Origin of the sequence: Myxococcus virescens (genome assembly GCF_900101905.1) — a bacterium.
GTDB lineage: Bacteria > Myxococcota > Myxococcia > Myxococcales > Myxococcaceae > Myxococcus > Myxococcus virescens.
Genome location: NZ_FNAJ01000003.1, coordinates 78,370 through 94,015, shown reverse-complemented (window position 1 = coordinate 94,015; position 15,646 = coordinate 78,370). Strand labels below are relative to the sequence as shown.

The 15,646-nt window shown below is 68.3% G+C and carries 17 protein-coding genes; 7 read left to right on the top strand and 10 right to left on the bottom strand.

Annotated elements, in window-relative coordinates; translation table 11 throughout:
• Positions 1 to 64: 64 nt before the first annotated feature.
• The 4 genes from BLU09_RS10680 to polX all read right to left on the bottom strand — a co-directional run bounded on the left by BLU09_RS10680 (position 65) and on the right by polX (position 5,607).
• Complete coding sequence (locus tag BLU09_RS10680; protein WP_090488940.1) at positions 65 to 2,278, bottom strand: M4 family metallopeptidase; 2,214 nt, start codon at positions 2,276 to 2,278, stop codon at positions 65 to 67.
• A 227-nt stretch (positions 2,279 to 2,505) separates the two neighbouring features.
• Positions 2,506 to 3,225 (bottom strand): myxosortase MrtX, encoded by a 720-nt coding sequence (gene mrtX, locus BLU09_RS10675; RefSeq protein ID WP_090488938.1) that lies wholly within the window; start codon positions 3,223 to 3,225, stop codon positions 2,506 to 2,508.
• The gene (locus BLU09_RS10670) at positions 3,222 to 3,842 is read right to left on the bottom strand and encodes an MXAN_2756 family trypsin-like serine endoprotease (RefSeq protein ID WP_090488936.1); all 621 of its coding nucleotides are present in this window, start codon (positions 3,840 to 3,842) and stop codon (positions 3,222 to 3,224) included. Before BLU09_RS10670 ends, mrtX begins: the two co-directional genes overlap by 4 nt.
• Positions 3,843 to 3,861: 19 nt before the next feature.
• Positions 3,862 to 5,607, bottom strand: coding sequence for a DNA polymerase/3'-5' exonuclease PolX (gene polX, locus BLU09_RS10665; protein ID WP_090488934.1), 1,746 nt, complete (start codon positions 5,605 to 5,607; stop codon positions 3,862 to 3,864).
• A gap of 78 nt (positions 5,608 to 5,685) precedes the next feature.
• Between polX and BLU09_RS10660 the strand changes: the two genes are divergently transcribed.
• From BLU09_RS10660 to BLU09_RS10630, 7 genes are all read left to right on the top strand, one after another.
• Positions 5,686 to 6,003 (top strand): Rieske (2Fe-2S) protein, encoded by a 318-nt coding sequence (locus BLU09_RS10660; RefSeq protein WP_090488932.1) that lies wholly within the window; start codon positions 5,686 to 5,688, stop codon positions 6,001 to 6,003.
• A gap of 213 nt (positions 6,004 to 6,216) precedes the next feature.
• Entirely contained in the window at positions 6,217 to 6,684 is a 468-nt protein-coding gene (locus tag BLU09_RS10655) for a MogA/MoaB family molybdenum cofactor biosynthesis protein (RefSeq protein ID WP_090488930.1), read from the top strand.
• A gap of 165 nt (positions 6,685 to 6,849) precedes the next feature.
• Entirely contained in the window at positions 6,850 to 8,892 is a 2,043-nt protein-coding gene (locus BLU09_RS10650) for a M20/M25/M40 family metallo-hydrolase (protein WP_090488928.1), read from the top strand.
• 106 nt (positions 8,893 to 8,998) lie between these two features.
• Positions 8,999 to 9,355: a GatB/YqeY domain-containing protein gene (locus tag BLU09_RS10645; RefSeq protein ID WP_090488926.1), complete on the top strand. Its 357-nt coding sequence runs from the start codon at positions 8,999 to 9,001 to the stop codon at positions 9,353 to 9,355.
• A gap of 174 nt (positions 9,356 to 9,529) precedes the next feature.
• Positions 9,530 to 10,435 carry a TIGR02757 family protein gene (locus tag BLU09_RS10640; RefSeq protein WP_090488924.1) on the top strand — a complete coding sequence of 302 codons (906 nt, stop codon included), beginning with the start codon at positions 9,530 to 9,532 and terminating at the stop codon, positions 10,433 to 10,435.
• A gap of 88 nt (positions 10,436 to 10,523) precedes the next feature.
• Complete coding sequence (locus tag BLU09_RS10635; RefSeq protein ID WP_167371068.1) at positions 10,524 to 12,089, top strand: hybrid sensor histidine kinase/response regulator; 1,566 nt, start codon at positions 10,524 to 10,526, stop codon at positions 12,087 to 12,089.
• Positions 12,086 to 13,240: a dienelactone hydrolase family protein gene (locus tag BLU09_RS10630; protein ID WP_186817807.1), complete on the top strand. Its 1,155-nt coding sequence runs from the start codon at positions 12,086 to 12,088 to the stop codon at positions 13,238 to 13,240. The genes BLU09_RS10635 and BLU09_RS10630 overlap by 4 nt, the downstream gene beginning before the upstream one ends.
• A 50-nt stretch (positions 13,241 to 13,290) precedes the next feature.
• Here BLU09_RS10630 and BLU09_RS10625 read toward each other — a convergent pair whose 3' ends face one another.
• From BLU09_RS10625 to gvpA, 6 genes are read right to left on the bottom strand one after another with little or no spacing between them, the layout of a single operon-like run.
• Positions 13,291 to 13,677 (bottom strand): gas vesicle protein, encoded by a 387-nt coding sequence (locus BLU09_RS10625; RefSeq protein ID WP_090488918.1) that lies wholly within the window; start codon positions 13,675 to 13,677, stop codon positions 13,291 to 13,293.
• Positions 13,678 to 13,711: 34 nt separating this feature from the next.
• Positions 13,712 to 14,038: a gas vesicle protein K gene (locus tag BLU09_RS10620; RefSeq protein ID WP_090488917.1), complete on the bottom strand. Its 327-nt coding sequence runs from the start codon at positions 14,036 to 14,038 to the stop codon at positions 13,712 to 13,714.
• 48 nt (positions 14,039 to 14,086) lie between these two features.
• Positions 14,087 to 14,308, bottom strand: coding sequence for a gas vesicle protein (locus BLU09_RS10615; protein ID WP_090488915.1), 222 nt, complete (start codon positions 14,306 to 14,308; stop codon positions 14,087 to 14,089).
• Entirely contained in the window at positions 14,305 to 14,586 is a 282-nt protein-coding gene (locus BLU09_RS10610; protein WP_090488913.1) for a gas vesicle protein GvpG, read from the bottom strand. Before BLU09_RS10610 ends, BLU09_RS10615 begins: the two co-directional genes overlap by 4 nt.
• The gene (locus BLU09_RS10605) at positions 14,583 to 15,392 is read right to left on the bottom strand and encodes a GvpL/GvpF family gas vesicle protein (RefSeq protein ID WP_090488911.1); all 810 of its coding nucleotides are present in this window, start codon (positions 15,390 to 15,392) and stop codon (positions 14,583 to 14,585) included. The genes BLU09_RS10610 and BLU09_RS10605 overlap by 4 nt, the downstream gene beginning before the upstream one ends.
• A gap of 25 nt (positions 15,393 to 15,417) precedes the next feature.
• Positions 15,418 to 15,642: a gas vesicle structural protein GvpA gene (gvpA, locus tag BLU09_RS10600; protein WP_090488909.1), complete on the bottom strand. Its 225-nt coding sequence runs from the start codon at positions 15,640 to 15,642 to the stop codon at positions 15,418 to 15,420.
• Positions 15,643 to 15,646 lie beyond the last annotated feature (4 nt).

Here is a 15,646-nt window from a genome sequence, read left to right as displayed (position 1 = left end):
GGCGCCAGTCCGCGGTGTGTCGCGGGCCGGGCCGGGCTCGGGGGGCTTCAGTGAAGCGGGAGGACTAGTTCACGCCGACGGCGGTCCAGCTCTCCTTGACCTTCGCCACTTCCACGGAGTCCGCGCCGTAGAGGTCCGTGGCCGCGTTGATGGTCGCGGTGCGGGCCTGGGCGAACGTGGTGCTCGGCGTCATGTAGTGGGCCAGGGCGCGGTAGTAGATCTTCAGGCCCTTCTCCATGCCGATGGCGTCCTTCACCTCGATGCCGGACGTGCGGTTGGTTCCGCCGTTGGCCAGCAGGTAGAAGGCGTTGTTCGCGATGCCGCTGGAGCCGTGCACCTCGGTCTGCTTCGGGTAGTTCTTGTAGTTGTCGACCGAGTAGTTGTCCTTCGTCGGATCGTCCATGTAGCGCAGGCCGTCGGTGGGGTCGCCGTCCTTCGGCGTCCAGGCCGTCTCGCCCACCGTCCAGTTGAACTTCACGTCGGGGTTCTTCTGGGACGCGTACCACTCGAGGCCAGCGCCCATGATGTCGCTCATCGCCTCGTTCAGACCACCGGACTCGCCGCGGTAGATGAGGCCGGCGGTGCGCTCGGTGAGGCCGTGGGCAATCTCATGGCCCGCGATGTCCAGCGCGGTGAGCGGACCGGAGTTGCGGCCGTCGCCGTCGCCGTAGCTCATCTTCTCGCCGTCCCAGTACGCGTTCACGTAGTTGTTGCTGACGTGGACGTAGGACACCAGCTTCTCACCCGCGCCGTCGATGGAGTCACGGCCGAGGATGTCCTTCATGTAGTCGTACATCATCTGGCCGCCGTAGTGCGCGTCCACCGCGGCCTTGTTGCGCTCCGGGTCCGTGGCCTCGCCCCACACGTCGTTGTTGTCCTTGATCTGCGTCTGGCCGCTGGCGCGCTCGCGGTTCATCGCGTCGTAGGTCGCCACGCCCTTGCCGCGCGTGCCGTCCTCGAGCGTGTACGTGCCGTCCGCCTGCTTCTTCGTTTCCAGCGCGACCTTGCCGCTGTACATGGACGTGTCGTCCGCGATCTTCTCGCTGGGGCCGGGCTCGTTGGGCTCAACGGCCTTCGGGGTGATGGTCAGGCCCCAGCTGTTCAGCGTGCCCGTGTCGCGGCGCGCGTTGTCCTTCACCGACAGCGTCCACTCGCCCTTCGCGGACTCGCCCGCGAAGGCGCTCAGGTCGAAGCTGCCCTTGATGTGGTCCGCGCTGCCACCCTTGCGGTTGTGCACCGTCTCCGACTTGCCGGAGGGGCTGGTGAGCGTGACCGACAGGTCGCCCTTGAACGTGTGGTCGATGTCCAGGTCCAGCTTCAGCTGGTCCACGGTGCCGTCCTGGGTCACGTTGATCTTCGACGTGACGGTGGCCAGGTCGGCGATCTCCGCCTTCGGCGTGGCCGAGGCCTTGATCTCGGAAGCCGTCGCGGCAGCGCCGTGGGCGTGGTCGGCGCCGTGGGCGTGGTCGGCGTGGTCGGCGTGGTCGGCGTGGTCCGCGCCGTGGGCGTGGCTGTGGCCGTGCGCGGCGCCGTGCTGGCGGGCGAAGCCGTCAATGGTGTTGAACTGCTCGAAGAGCTTCCCGGTGTTGGCGTCCACCAGGTAGTTCATCTTGCGCGGATTGTCGGTGCCATCCACGTTGGTGACTTCCACCCGGTAGGCGGAGTGGTACTCACCGGAGATGTCCTTGTAGATGACGCGCTCGGAGTTCGGCTGGCGGTCCGGCTTGCCGTCGAACGCCTTCATCGCGATGTCCAGCGCCTGGCTGTGCGACACCTTGGGCTTCTGCGCGCCCAGGCCGGCCGGGATCTCAGACTGGTCGCCGGTGGTGCTCTTGACCTTGCCGTCGGCGTCGAGGTGCGTGACGACCTGCTCGCCGAAGACCTTCACGCCCTCGTGCTGGCGGTCCAGACGCACGTGCGTCATGCCCAGCGAGTCACGCTCCACGCTCTTCGGCGTGTACGCCGGGAACTGCACGCCGCCGATGATGCCAGGGTTGCGGATGGAGGTCTGGGTGGAGGGGGCCAGGTGCGCCAGCGACGTCTGGATGGCGGTCTGCGCCTCGCGGCTCTCCAGGGAGAGCCGGCCCACGGGAGGCGGCAGCGGCTTCAGCGTCTTCTCCGCGCGCGCCAGGTCCGACGTCTTGGCCGCGGGACCGAACCCGTCCTTGATGACGTTCGGGGCGATGGTCGCGGGCTTGGCGGCCGTCTTCGACTGAGCCTCGGAAGCAGCAGTGGAGCGAATCGTGGGCTTCGGACCTTCGGTGCGGCGAATCGTCATTGGGGGTCTCGAACTCAGTGCAAGGGGGTTGAAGAGTTATCGCCGCAGTGTGGCGCAGAGTTTCTTGCGATATTTTCAAAGCAATAAGCGATTCTCGAAAGGCAAGTAAAACCCTGTCGCGGTTCCGTTGAAATCAGGTTACGGGCGCGTAAATTCGCCCGTTTTTCACGGGTGGTGTGCTCGGTGCTGCTGCACGGAGTGGGGGGCGCGGCGAAACTCGGCAGAAATCAGCCGAAAAAAGAAACCTCGAGAAACCGCACATAGAGGTTGCAAGCCGCGTGAAACAGGGCGGCGCCGATGACGGTGCCGGTGCGCTCCCGCATCCAGCCGAAGATCAGCGCTGGGAAGAACACGGACAGCCGCCACGCCTGGAAGATGGCCAGGTGGCCCAGGGCGAACAGCAGCGCCGTCAGCCAGAAGGCGGGGCCCAGCCGGCCCCCCAGGAACTTGCGGCCCTGGGGCCAGGCGTCGCGCAGCCGCGTCTGGAGGTAGCCCCGGTAGAAGAACTCCTCCGGCAGCGCGACGACGAAGAGCTGGTCGATGAACCACTCGCCGAAGCGCGGGGGCAGGCGGGGCTGGAAGCGGGCCTCGCCCATCAGCGGAGTGAGGTGCTTGGCCAGCGCCGGGGGCAGGTGGGGGAGCACCTCCACGAACGCGGCGAAGCCCAGGAAGAAGAGGGGGCCCACCACCGCGGACAGCAGCAGGAACAGGCGCAGGTCCTCGCGCCACGCGCGCAGCGACAGGCCGTAGTCCCCGTAGTCCTCGTCCCGCCAGCGCATGGGGATGAGCGGCAGGTAGAGGAAGCCCACGGTCGCGACCAGCTTGGGGATGCTGGTGCCGCCAAACAGGAGGAACGCGGCGACGATGGACAGGAAGCCCACCGCCCACAATCCCACCGCTTCCTGCACGGCGTTCGGTCGCCAGGGCGTCGTCACGGCCTGGGTCATGGCAGGTCCACCGACGCCAGCTCCACCTTCACGGCGCTCAGCGGAAGCACCCGGCAGCCGCGACGGTGCTTCTTCACCACCACCGCCACCAGCCGCCCCTCCGCGTCGAAGACGGGGCTGCCCGCGGGCAGGGCCAGGGGGACGTCATAGAAGGGGGCCTGGGTCGCCCGGGCTCGCGCCGGCACGGGGCGCGCGGGCTGGCCCTTCTTGGCGGGGAGGACGCCCACCAGCCAGCGGCCGTCAAGGCTGTCGCCGTCCCGAAGCACCTTCACGGGCGCCGCCGGGTACGCGCCATCCGGAGCGGCGAGCACCGCCACCTGGAGTTCCTGGCTGGCCATCACCACGCGGGCGGGCAGCGTCTTTCCGTCGTGCTCCACCGTGGCGGCATTCAGGCCGGTGAAGTGGGCCCCCACGGGAGTGACGGACGTGAGGATCTGCCCCGCGGACCCCACGAAGACGCCGGGTCCCGCGTTCCTGGGGCCCTTGACGTGCACCACCGAGCGCCCGTGTCGCTCCAGCACCCGTTGGAGGTCGGCGCGCGAGGGCTTGTCGGCCTCCGCAGCGGCGGAGGCGAAGGGGAGGACGCAGAGGAGGAGCAGCGGCGGCAGGCGGGACATCGGCGGGTGCCGCAGCCTATCACCGGCGCTCGCGCAGCGCGGTGACGAAGCGGTCCGCCGGGAGCGTGTTGAGCACGTCCCCCTTCCGGGCCCAGCCCCGGCGCGCGGTGGCCACCGCGAAGGCCAGGTTCCTCAGGTCCTCCTTCTGGTGCGCGTCGCAGCTCACCACCAGGCGGACGCCCTGCTTCACGGCCTGCCGGACATATTCGGCCTTGATGTCCAGGCGCGCGGGCTTGCCGTTGACCTCCACGGCCACGCCGCGTTCGGCGGCCCGCTCCAGGACCTCGTCCATGCGGACGGGGTAGGGCTCCCGGCTGTTGATGAGCCGGCCAGTGGGGTGCCCCAGAATCTGGAGGCAGGGGTTGTCCATCGCGGCCAGCAGCCGGCGCGTCATCTGGTCCTCGTCCATGCCGTGCCGGACGTGGATGGAGCCGATGACGACCTCGAGCTGCTCCAGGACGCTGTCGGCGTAGTCGAGCGCGCCGGACTCCAGGATGTCGACCTCGATGCCCTTGAGCAGCCGCACGCCGGAGACGGCCGCGTTGATGCGGTCGATCTCCTCCCACTGGCGCTTGAGGTCATCCACCTTCAGGCCGCCTGCATAGATGGCTGCCTCGCTGTGCTCGGTGATGGTCAGGTACTTCAGGCCCAGCGCCCGCGCCGCGAGCGCCATCTCCTCCAGGCTGTTGCGCCCGTCGGACCAGGTGCTGTGCGCATGGACCGCGCCCTGGACGTCCTCCAGCGTGAGCAGGTCCTGGGGAAGCTGTCCCGCGCGCGCGGCCTCCACCTCGCCGTTGTCCTCCCGCAGCTCGGGGGGCACGTACTGCATGTCCAGCAGGGCGTAGATCCCGGACTCCTCCGTCACGGGCACCTTGGTGCCGTCGTCCCGGTGGACGCCCCATTCGGAAATCTTGAGGCCGCGCTCCTGCCCCAGGTTCCGCAGGCGGATGTGGTGCGCCTTGGAGCCGGTGAAGTGGTGCAGGGCGGTGGCGAAGTCCTCGTCGGGCAGCACGCGCAGGTCCACCTGGAGGTCACCGGCCTCCAGCCGCACGGAGCATTTGCTTTCGCCCTTGCCCAGCACCGCGGCCACGCCGGGGGCGTTCGCCAGGGCATCCAGCACCGGTTCAGCCTCCGGCGCGGAGGCGATGATGTCCACGTCCGCCACGGTCTCCGCCTGCCGGCGCACGCTGCCACCCAGGCTGGCGCGTACCACGCCCGGCGCGGCCTTCACCCGCTCCAGCAGCGCCGTGGCCACCGGCAGCACCTCGCCCAGCAGCTTGCGCTCGCCGCGCGCGCGGCGGTACAGGGCGATGCCTTCCAGCATCTTCGCTTCACTCTTCGCGCCGAAGCCGCGGACCTGCCGCACGCGGCCCTCACGGCAGGCCCGCTCCAGCTCCTCGATGCTGCTCACCTGGAGCTCGCGCCAGAGCGTGGCCACCTTCTTCGGCCCCACGTCGGGCAGCTGCGTCAGCTCCAGCAGCCCGGGAGGAAACTGCGCCCGCAGCTCCTCCAGGTAGCCGAGCCGGCCGGTGGACACCAGCTCGGAGATCTTCTCGGCGAGCGCGCGGCCGATGCCTGGGAGGCTCTCCAGCCGGCCTTCCGCGACCAGGGGGCCCAGCTCCTGGGGCAGCCCGGCGATGCGGTCCGCCGCCATGTCATAGGCGCGGACGCGGAACCCGCTTTCGCCTTGGAGCTGGAGCAGGAGGGAGATGTCACGGAGGACCTGGGCGACGGTGGCCTTGTCGACAGCAGTGGGGATGGTCACGTCGGGAGTCACGGGGAGAAGGTAATGCCCGGGCATCGGGAGTGCAGCCAGTCCCGCGTTGTGGGAAAAGGGGCCGCGATGACGAAGATCAAGCTGGGACCGGCGGACTTCGCCGAGAGGGAAATGCGGGGCTACGAGGTCGGCAAGCGCAACGTGTGTATCGCGAAGATCCACGGGCGCTACAAGGGCCTGGATGACTGGTGCAACCACGCCGGGTGTCTGCTGTCCGGCGGTCGCATCGAGGACAACATGGTCGTCTGCCCGTGTCATGAGGTCGGTTTCGACATGGACACCGGGCGCAACGCGACCTCGCCGGGGGTCTGTGACGACCAGCCGACGGTGCAGGTCGCGGTCGAGGACGGCACGCTCGTCATCGATTGGCCCGACACGCCCTGAAGCCCCCTCTCGCACTCCGGAGTACCTGTCATGGCACACGACCACGACCACGACCACGACCACGGGCCTCACGGGCACCATCATCATGACCACGGGCCTCATGGGCACCACGGTCATGACCACGACCACACGCATCCTCACCACGACCACCATCATCACTACCCGCACGGTCACGACCACGGCCCGGCGGAGGAGCACAAGGCGCGAGCGCCGGTGCATGTCAGCACCTTCATCGTGACGTGCTCGGACAGCCGCGACGCGGCGCGCGATGACAGTGGACGGGTCCTGCGCGAGGGCCTGGAGGCGGCGGGCCACGGCATTGCTGGCACCCTCGTGGTGAAGGATGACCCGGAAGCCATTCGCGGCGCGCTGGAAGCCGCGCGCGAGGCGGGGGCCCGGGCCGTGTTGTTCACCGGAGGCACCGGGATTGGCCGGCGCGACTGCACGGTGGAGACGCTGCGTCCGCTGTTCGAGAAGGAACTGCCAGGGTTTGGTGAACTCTTCCGGATGCTGTCCTACCGACAGGTGGGGAGCGCGGCGATGATGTCCCGCGCCACGGCGGGCACCTACCAGGGGATGATTCTCTTCGCGCTGCCGGGCTCGCCCAAGGCCGTACGGCTCGCGCTGGAGGCGCTCATCCTCCCTGAGTTGGGCCACGCCGTCCGTGAGCTGTCGCGATAGCGTCCGCTGCGCGCTTGTCTCAATCCATGAGAATGGCTGAGGCCGGCGTGTTTTGTCGCGAGCAGTGTCCCCTGTTTTCGCCGGAAGTGTAAGTTGACGGTGAAGGCGGGGATTTCTCTCCCTGCCATCTCAACCGCACGTCCCCGCCTGGCAGTGGAGAAACGTATGTCCATGAAGCGCCTCGCTTCAGTCCTCCTGGTGCTCTGTAGTGTCTCGGCGTTTGCGAAGGCGCCCCCGACGAAGGCTCCCGACCGCGAGGTGTGGATCACCCTCGGCTCGGATGCCCTCGAGCACGTCAACGCCGCTTTCGCCAGCGCCGGACATGCGGCGCCATCGATGAGAGGGCAGAAGGCGGATGTGACCGCGCTGCGCGTGCGCGAGTCCCAGCTCAACCTCATCTCGCGGATGATGCACGAGAAGCTCAACCGCTGTGGTGGCTTCATCTACCACGACACCGAAGCGGCCGCGCTCGCCGCCCTGGACCCGTCGGTCGCGGCGAAGGCCGCCAAGGCCACCGCCGTGACGTACAGCCTCGACAACGCGTCGACGGTCAACGCGTTGCAAGCGGGGGTTCAGGAGCTCTCCATCCGAGGGGTCATCGACCACCTGTCCAGCTATGCGACGCGTTACTACACGTCGCCGACGGGCGTGACGTCCGCCAACTGGCTGAAGGGCTACTGGGAGTCGCTGGTTCCGGCGACACGCTCCGACGTCACCGTCGAATTCTTCAACCACGCCTTGTGGGCGCAGCCTTCCGTCATCTTGACGATTACCGGCACCACCCTGTCGGAAGAGGTCGTCGTGCTCGGTGGCCACCTGGACTCCACCAGCAGCGGCAGCACGGCTCCCGGCGCGGACGACGATGCATCGGGAATCGCCACGCTCACCGAGGTGATTCGCGTGGCCATGCTCCAGAACTACCGCCCGGAGCGCACCGTGAAGTTCATGGCCTACGCGGCCGAGGAAGTGGGCCTGCGCGGCTCTTCGGCAATCGCCACCCAGTACGCGGAGGATGAAGTCGACGTGGTGGGCGTGCTCCAGCTCGACATGACGAACTACAACCTGCGGTCGAACATCGACGTGGCGTTGGTGAGCGACCGGACGAACGCGGCGCAGAACACGTTCGTCACCAACCTCATCGACACGTATCAGCCCGAACTCGAATGGACCACGACGATGTGTGGCTACGCGTGCTCGGACCATGCGTCATGGACGAGCGCGGGCTTCGCGGCCTCGATGCCCTTCGAGGCGCCGCTGAGCGCGTCCAACCCGTACATCCACACCGTCAATGACACGCTCCACAACAGCGGGGGCGATGCCCGTCACGCGCTCAAGTTCGCGAAGCTGGCCGCCGCGTACGTGGCGGAGCTGGCGAAGGGTGGGGTGACGATTGACGAGACGCCGCCGGAGGTCGCCATCACCGCTCCTGCCGCCGGCAGCACGGTGACTGGAATCACGACGGTCACCGCCTCGGCCACGGATGCTTCCGGTGTGAACCGCGTGGAGTTCTTCGTGGACGGCGAACTGAAGGCGACGGACACCACGGCGCCTTATGCGTTCGACTGGGACACGGCCGCGGTGCCCAATGGCAGCCACACCGTGACGGCGCGGGCGGTCGACCTCGTGGGCGTCGCGGCGACCAGCGGCGGGGTGTCCGTGACGGTGAGCAACGCGACCAGTACGGCTGGATTCGATTCAGTCCTGGGGGCGCCGCGGTGTGCCGCGGCCTCCAACGCGTGTGATTCCGGCACGCTGCTCAATGGCCGCGGCGGCTACGTCGGGCCCGAGAGGAACGCGCCGAACACCATCAAGAACTCCTGCAAGGACGGCTCGTCGGGCGCGCACCTGGTGGACCAGTCGAACGAGCGCATTGTGGTGTCCACGCTGGACGGGACGAACTTCGCGCCGGGCAAGCTGGTGCGCGTCGATGCAACGGTCTTCGCCTACAACAAGCTCAACGACAAGCTGGACCTGTTCTACGCGGCCGACGCCAACAACCCTGTCTGGACGCTCATCACCACGATGCCCGTTCCGTCCAAGGGCCTCCACACGCTGTCCGCCACCTACACGCTGCAGGAGGGCAGCGCCGCCCAGGCCGTGCGAGCGGTCTTCCGCAACCGCGGGAGCACGGCGCCTTGCGTGGACGGCAACTACAACGACCACGACGACCTCATCTTCGCCGCGCAGCCGTCCGCGTTGCTGCGCTGACGCTCCCGGTGCGTCGGGTCCCCAGGCTTCGTCGCTGTCCGGGCCTGGGGACCTCTGACGGCGCGCGCACCTTGAGTCGCCCCAAGCGCGTCGATAGGGTGCGCGCATGCGAACCGTGGATGAGTGGAAGGCGGCGCTGCGTGCCGCATTGAAGGAGGCCATGCGCTCGCGGAGCTCGCAGGCTTCAGCGGTGCTTCGCGAACTGCTCGCGGCCATCGACAACGCGGAAGCACCGGACATGCGCGTGGCGCCCACCGCCGTGGGTGAGGTGTTCGCCGGAAGCGCTGGTGGGGTGGGGCATGGCGAAGTGCCCCGGCTGGCCTTGACTCCGGAGGCCGTGCAGGCCGTCATCGACCGCGAGCTTCAAGAGCGGCGTGACGCGGTGGCCCTCTACGAGAAGCTCGGCAAGCAGGACGAGGCGAGTGCCGTGAAGGCCCAGCTGGATGTGCTCCTGGCGCTATGAGGCGCGAATGCGCACGAATGCCTGCGGCGGGTATCGGGAAGACGGGCGGGCCGCTTGCCGTTCCTGGACCATGTGGGACCGCCTGACGTGACACCGCGCTCGAAGAGACGCAATGCCCTGGTTGCTGGACTCTCGCCTCGAGCCGCCGAGCACCTCCGGCCACGGCTGGAGGCCGTGCTGACGTCCACAGACGCGCGCGCCCGCATCGCCTTCGATCCGGTGGAGTTCCCGCACCGCTACCAGGACCCACGCGACATCGAGGTCAGCGCGCTGCTGGCGGCCGGGTTGGCGTACGGCCGCGCGGACCTGTTCCGTCCCAAGGTGGACGCGCTGCTGCGCCGCATGGGGCCGTCTCCCGCCGCCTTCGTCACGGCGCTCGACGTGGGGGGCGCGCGGGCGCTGCTCGAAGGCTTCGTGTACCGCTTCAACGTGGGCACGGACGTGGCGGTGCTCCTGCTGGGCATGGGGCGTGTGTTGCGGGAGCAGGGCAGTCTGGAGGCGCTGTTCCTCCAGGGGCTCCAGGCGCGTGACACCCTTCACGGCGCTTTGGACCACTTCACGACGGGCCTGCGCGCCATCCCCATGGACGCCTTGCGAAAGGCCCTGGGGCCGGAGCGCGGCCTGCATCACCTGCTGCCCTCGCCGCTGGGTGGGGGAGCGGCCAAGCGGCTCAACCTCTACCTCCGGTGGATGGTGCGGGGCCCGGACACCGTGGACTTCGGCATCTGGAAGCGCGTGCCACCTTCCGCGCTCCTCATTCCTTTGGACACCCACATTGGTCGCATCTCGCGGCACCTGGGACTGACTCACCGCAATGATTTGACGTGGCGCACGGCGGAGGAGGTGACAGCCGCGTTGCGCGTGTTGGACCCGGCCGACCCCGTCCGTTACGACTTCGCCCTGTGTCACTACGGCATGAGTGGGGCCTGCCCCGCCCAACCCGTGCCGGAGAATTGTGGTCGCTGCCCGCTGCTGCCGGTGTGCGCCGTGGGGCCACAGGTGGTGGCGGCGGCGACCCGCCGGGTCCAAGGAGCCACCGCTCGGAAGCGCAGAGAACTTTCGGCGACGCGACGACGTTGACCGTGGAGCGCCCGGGCGCTGCAATGGGCATGTGGCTTTGGCTCCTGCGCGCGGAACCCGGGGCTCATGGGGCCGGAGGATTGACGCCGTGTTTGTGACGCTGGTGGCATTACCTCCCGAGGTGTCGGAGGAGGTCGAGCGAGGGATTCTCGAGTCCGACGCGGGGCGGAACTGCCAGATCTTGCGTGTGCCCCTGGCGGGGACCCTGCCCGGGGCCATCTCCGAGGGACTCATCATCCTGTGGGACGACGGCGGCCCGCTGTCGGAGCTGTACACGAGCTGTCAGCGGTTGAATGCCCTGCGTCGCATACCCCGCACGCACCTGGTCGTGCTCACGGGCCGCGCGCCTGTGGAAGCCGACGCCCTGGCCGCGGCCGGTGCGGATGAGTGTCTGACCGCGCCCGGGACACACTGGGGCGTGCGGCTCGCGAGCCTGCGCCGGCGCCTGTCGGCGCTGTCGGAGGGGGAAGCCACGCCCACGCCGACCCTCCTCGAAGCCTCGGACCGCGCGCGGCTGGAGTCGCAGTGGGTGTTGGCGGATCGGATGGCGTCGATTGGCACGCTCGCCGCGGGCGTCGCGCACGAAATCAACAACCCCCTGTCCTACGTCAGCTCGAATCTTTCGTACCTGCGCGAGCTGCTCGCCCAGCCGGAGCTGTCCCACGAACAGCTCATGGAGCTGCGTGAGGTGGTGGCGGAAGCGCAGGAGGGCGCTGGACGCGTCAGCGCCATTGTTCGCGACCTGCGCACCTTCTCCCGCGCGGATGAAGAGCTGCATGGTCCGGTGGACATGGTGCACGTGGTGGACGGCGCGCTGCGGCTGCTCCGCAACCAGATTGGGTTGGTCGCCCGGTTGACGTGCACGTTGGAGCCGGTGCTGCCCGTTCATGGCAACGAAGGGCGCCTCACCCAGATTGTCGTGAACCTGCTGTTGAACGCGCTCCAGGCGCTGCCGGACCGTGCGCCCGAGAAGAACCGGGTGCGGGTGTCCCTGCGCGCCAGCAGCAGCCGGCACGTGGAGCTGGAGGTCTCCGACAATGGACACGGCATGGCGCCGGACGTGCAACGCCGCATCTTCGACCCGTTCTTCTCCACCCGTCCCGTCGGAGAGGGCACGGGGCTGGGGCTGTCCATCAGCCTGACGCTGGTGCAGGCCATGGGGGGACGCATCGAGGTCTCCAGCGCGCCCGGCTGGGGCAGCACCTTCCGCATCGTCCTGCCCACGCAGGCCGCGGGCTGGACGGATGGCGTGGAGCAAGCGCAGGTTGTGGATCCGCCGCCCGCTCGCATCCGTCGACGTCTGCTGCTCATCGATGACGAGCCCTCCGTGGGCAACTCGGTGAGCCGGCTGGTGCGTGACGTGTATGAGATTCACGTCGTCCAGGACGCGCGCGAGGCCCTGCGCTTGCTCTCCATGGGAGAGCGGTTCGATGCCATCCTGTGCGACGTGATGATGCCGGGCATGAGCGGGCTGGACTTCGTGGTGGAGCTGGAGCGGCTGGCGCCGGACCTCGCGCTGCGCACCGGGCTGATGACGGGGGGCGCCTTCACCGCGCAGGCACGTGAGTTCGTGGGCCGCCGCACGCGCGGGCTGCTGGAGAAGCCCTTCGAGCGCGAGCGCCTGTGCACCTTCGTGGAGCACCTCTTCCAATGATCCGGGCGGTGCGGCGGAGTCTGGCGGCGTCGCTGGTGGCGCTGCTGGCCGCGGGTTTCTTCGTGGTCCCGGGCTGGCTGCAAGGCGTGTCGCTGGTGGTGCGCGCGGCGGGCATGCAGGGCGGCGTGGAGACGGCGCTCGCGGACTGGCGCACCGGGCCCTTCGACGTGAGCGACGTGCAGGTGCCCACGCGCCACGGCCCGGTGCGTGCCCGGTTGTTCCGGCCGGTGACGCAGCGCGGACGCACGGTGGTGCTGACCTCGGGCGTCCACGCGGATGGCATCGACGAGCCTCGGCTCGTGAAGCTGGCGGAGGAACTGGCCATGGGCGGCCAGGCGGTGCTCACCCCGGAGCCGCCGGACCTGCTGCGCTACGAAATCACGCCGCGCCTGCCGGACATCATCGAGGACGCCGCCGTGTGGGCCTCGTCGCAAGCAGACCTGGCGCCCGACGGCAAGGTGAACCTGTTCGGCATCAGCTTCTCCGGCGGCCTGTCGGTGGTGGCGGCGGGACGGCCCGCCTTGCAGGACCGGGTGGCGGCCACGCTCTCCTTTGGCGGCCACGGGGACTTGCCGCGCGTGCTCACCTTCCTGTGCTCGGGCGAACTGCCGGATGGAAGTCACCTGGCCCCGCATGACTATGGCGTGGTCATCATCCTGCTCAACGTGGCGGAGAAGCTGGTTCCCCCCGAACAAGTGGAGCCCCTGCGCGCGGGCATCCGGACCTTCCTGCGCGCATCCCATCAGGCCATGGTGGATGGCCGCCTCGCGGCGGAGACGTTCGCCAAGGCGCGTGACCTCCAGGCGGAGCTGCCGGAGCCTGCGGCCACGTTGATGGGCTACGTGAACACGCGCGACGTGGCGGCGCTCGGCCCACGCTTGTTGCCCTTCGTGAAGACGTTCGCCGCGGACCCGGCGCTGTCGCCGGAGCGCTCGCCGCCGCCCAGCGCGCGCGTCTTCCTGCTGCATGGCGCGGGGGACACGGTGATTCCCGCCATGGAGTCCAGCCGGTTGACCGCGGCTCTGCGTCCACACACCGAGGTCCACGCGCTGGCGACGCCGCTCATCACCCACGCGGAGATGGACGGGCCACAGGCACTGATGGACGTGTTGCGGCTGGTACGCTTCTGGGCGGAACTGCTCGACGCCTGAGTGGCGCCGGCCTCCGCTTCGCGAGGCGATGCTCGCGGCGGTGCGCATCCCTATACCTTCTTGGCCTTGGGCGCGCGTCTGGGCTTGGGAGCAGCACGTGGGGCCGGAGCCGCCGGTTCGGCCGAGGCACTTGGAGCCGGAGCCGCCGCGGGCGCCTGCGCCGCCGAGAGCTGCTGTCGCGCACGGGAGCTGAAGTTGGGGTTGGTCGTCCACCAGTCCAGGCCCATCTCCTGCGCCCGCTCCACCGAGCAGATGATCAGTCGGATCTGGATGGTCAGCAGCTCGACGTTCGTCAGATTGATCTTGATGTCCCCGGTGATGACGATGCCCTTGTCCAGCACCCGCTCGAGGATGTCGGCCACGGAGCTGCTGCGGGTCGAGGTGGGCGGGTAGTGTCGCTGAGGGGGCGGCGTCACGCGATCGTCGATTTGGGCCATGGCTCCTCGCTCTCTGTCCGCTGCTCGGCCAGCCTCACAGCGTCGTGCCCAGCGGCCCGAGGTCCAGATTCAGGTCCTCGTCCGTCAGGTGGAATTGCTTCTTCAACGCATCCATCTGCTCCTGCAGGCGCAGGAAGGTGACGCCCAGCCTTTCAATCTGCTCCTCGCTCAGTGAGCCGGCGTCGATCCGTCGCAGCGCCTGCCTCTCCAGCAGCTGGCGGATGAGCTCGACGACGGCGAGCACCAGCCGCACCAGCCCGGCCTGGACGTTCTCCTCGTCCAGTTCCAGCTTGGGCGGCTTCGTCGGCTCCAACGCTCGGGCGAGCTCCTCCACCGCCTGTGGTGCGCCCTCGACTGCCATGGTTCACCCCGTCTCCCATCCCGCGCGTGGGCGGGTCCTCCACCCGCCTCACTGCAAGGGCTGCGGATGTTCGGGAAGGGTGCCCACCTCCAGGGCCGTCTCCACCGAGGTCAACAGCAGCCGCAGGCCCAGGTAGATGAGGTCCACGTCGGCCACCGAAATCACCAGGTCACCGCTGATGACCACGCCCTTGTTGAGCACCCGGTCCAGCAACTCCAACACCGAGGCGCGCTCCTGCTGTGCCTCGGGTGTCGTCGCCTGCCCGTTCATCTGTTCTCACCTCCAGGGCCTGTTTCAGGCGTCGCAGGCCCTGCTCCCTCCTGCGCTCCCTTCAACGCGTCCAGGCGGTCGAGCAGCTTCGACTCCTGCTCGTCGAACTGCTCCTCCGTGATCTCGCCGCGCTCGAGCTCCCGGTACAGGTCGCTCAGGCGGGTGCGGAGGTCGGTCTGCTCGTTGGCCTGTTCGTCCTGCACGGCCTTGTGCACCGAGCGGAAGATCCACGCGATGCTCCGGACAGGGGCCATCAGGATGTCGTCTAGAATGATCAAGGCGCCCCCTGCGCTGCCTCCTCCACCTGCTCGAAGTGGATTCGCAGATGGGTGAAGTTGTACGGCGGCCAGGGGCCGGTCACGTCCACCTGGAAGTTCTCGGGCAGCGTCGCGCCCAGCTTCTCCACGGTCGCGTTGAAGGCGTCGACCTTCTTTTGTGGCACCAGCGCGGCCAGATTCACCACCTCCGACTCATTGCGCGGCTCGTTGACCACGGTCTGCTTGACCACGGACTCGATTCCATCGAGCACCTTGTCGGCGGTCGCCTCACGGAAGCCGTTGAGCAGGTCGACGAAGTACTTCCCCAGCTCGATCTTCTCTTCGCGCGACGGTTCCCCCTCGCGGTAGAGGTCGTCCCGCATCGCCTTGAGCTCGGGGAAGGCGTTGACGTAGTAACCGAACGCATCGGGGTCGCTCAGCCGGATCCGAAGGCCCAGCTCCACATTCCCTCTCACCGCACGGAGCTGCGTGAGGAAGTCGTTCTCGTGCTCGGCCAGCAGATTCCGGACCTCCCGCTCGCTGTTGGCAATGATGCCGAACGCGACCGGCAGCATCGGCGCCTGGTCCATCACGTGGCCCAGCACTGCGCTGTGGGTGCTGAGGAGTTTGCGCTCCGGCCGAAGCGTCTGCTGCTCGATATTGCTGACGATGGCCGCCAGCTTTCCGGACGTCACCGGGTGCACGTCTGCACCCTGGATGCCGGGAGTGTCGAGGTTCAGCGAGTCAACCACCTCTATTGGAACCACCGCGTACAGGTAGCGTCCCTCCGGGGTGGACTTCGCGTGTCGAGTCTTGGCGCGTGGCATGACGTTGTCCTGTTCAGGTGGAGATTCAGACCGCGACAGGCGCAGCCGCAGCGGCAGTGAGGCCGATGGCGTCGGCGTACTTGAGGTAGGTCTCGACCGAAGCGATCACGACGCGTGCCTCGATAGAGAGCACCTCGATGCCAACCAGCGAGACCTTCACCCAGGCATCGACCACGATTCCCTTGTCCAGGATCCGGTCGATGACGTCGCCCAACGAGGACGTCCCGGTAGAAGTTGAGACATTTGCCATGACG

Coding starts and splice junctions, on each gene's coding strand:
- BLU09_RS10680 (WP_090488940.1), bottom strand. CDS start 2,278: ATGACGATTCGCCGCACCGAAGGTCCGAAGCCCACGATTCGCTCCACT.
- BLU09_RS10670 (WP_090488936.1), bottom strand. CDS start 3,842: ATGTCCCGCCTGCCGCCGCTGCTCCTCCTCTGCGTCCTCCCCTTCGCC.
- BLU09_RS10625 (WP_090488918.1), bottom strand. CDS start 13,677: ATGGCCCAAATCGACGATCGCGTGACGCCGCCCCCTCAGCGACACTAC.
- BLU09_RS10620 (WP_090488917.1), bottom strand. CDS start 14,038: ATGGCAGTCGAGGGCGCACCACAGGCGGTGGAGGAGCTCGCCCGAGCG.
- gvpA (WP_090488909.1), bottom strand. CDS start 15,642: ATGGCAAATGTCTCAACTTCTACCGGGACGTCCTCGTTGGGCGACGTC.
- BLU09_RS10645 (WP_090488926.1), top strand. CDS start 8,999: ATGCGAACCGTGGATGAGTGGAAGGCGGCGCTGCGTGCCGCATTGAAG.
- BLU09_RS10660 (WP_090488932.1), top strand. CDS start 5,686: ATGACGAAGATCAAGCTGGGACCGGCGGACTTCGCCGAGAGGGAAATG.
- BLU09_RS10615 (WP_090488915.1), bottom strand. CDS start 14,308: ATGAACGGGCAGGCGACGACACCCGAGGCACAGCAGGAGCGCGCCTCG.
- mrtX (WP_090488938.1), bottom strand. CDS start 3,225: ATGACCCAGGCCGTGACGACGCCCTGGCGACCGAACGCCGTGCAGGAA.
- BLU09_RS10630 (WP_186817807.1), top strand. CDS start 12,086: ATGATCCGGGCGGTGCGGCGGAGTCTGGCGGCGTCGCTGGTGGCGCTG.
- BLU09_RS10605 (WP_090488911.1), bottom strand. CDS start 15,392: ATGCCACGCGCCAAGACTCGACACGCGAAGTCCACCCCGGAGGGACGC.
- BLU09_RS10650 (WP_090488928.1), top strand. CDS start 6,850: ATGTCCATGAAGCGCCTCGCTTCAGTCCTCCTGGTGCTCTGTAGTGTC.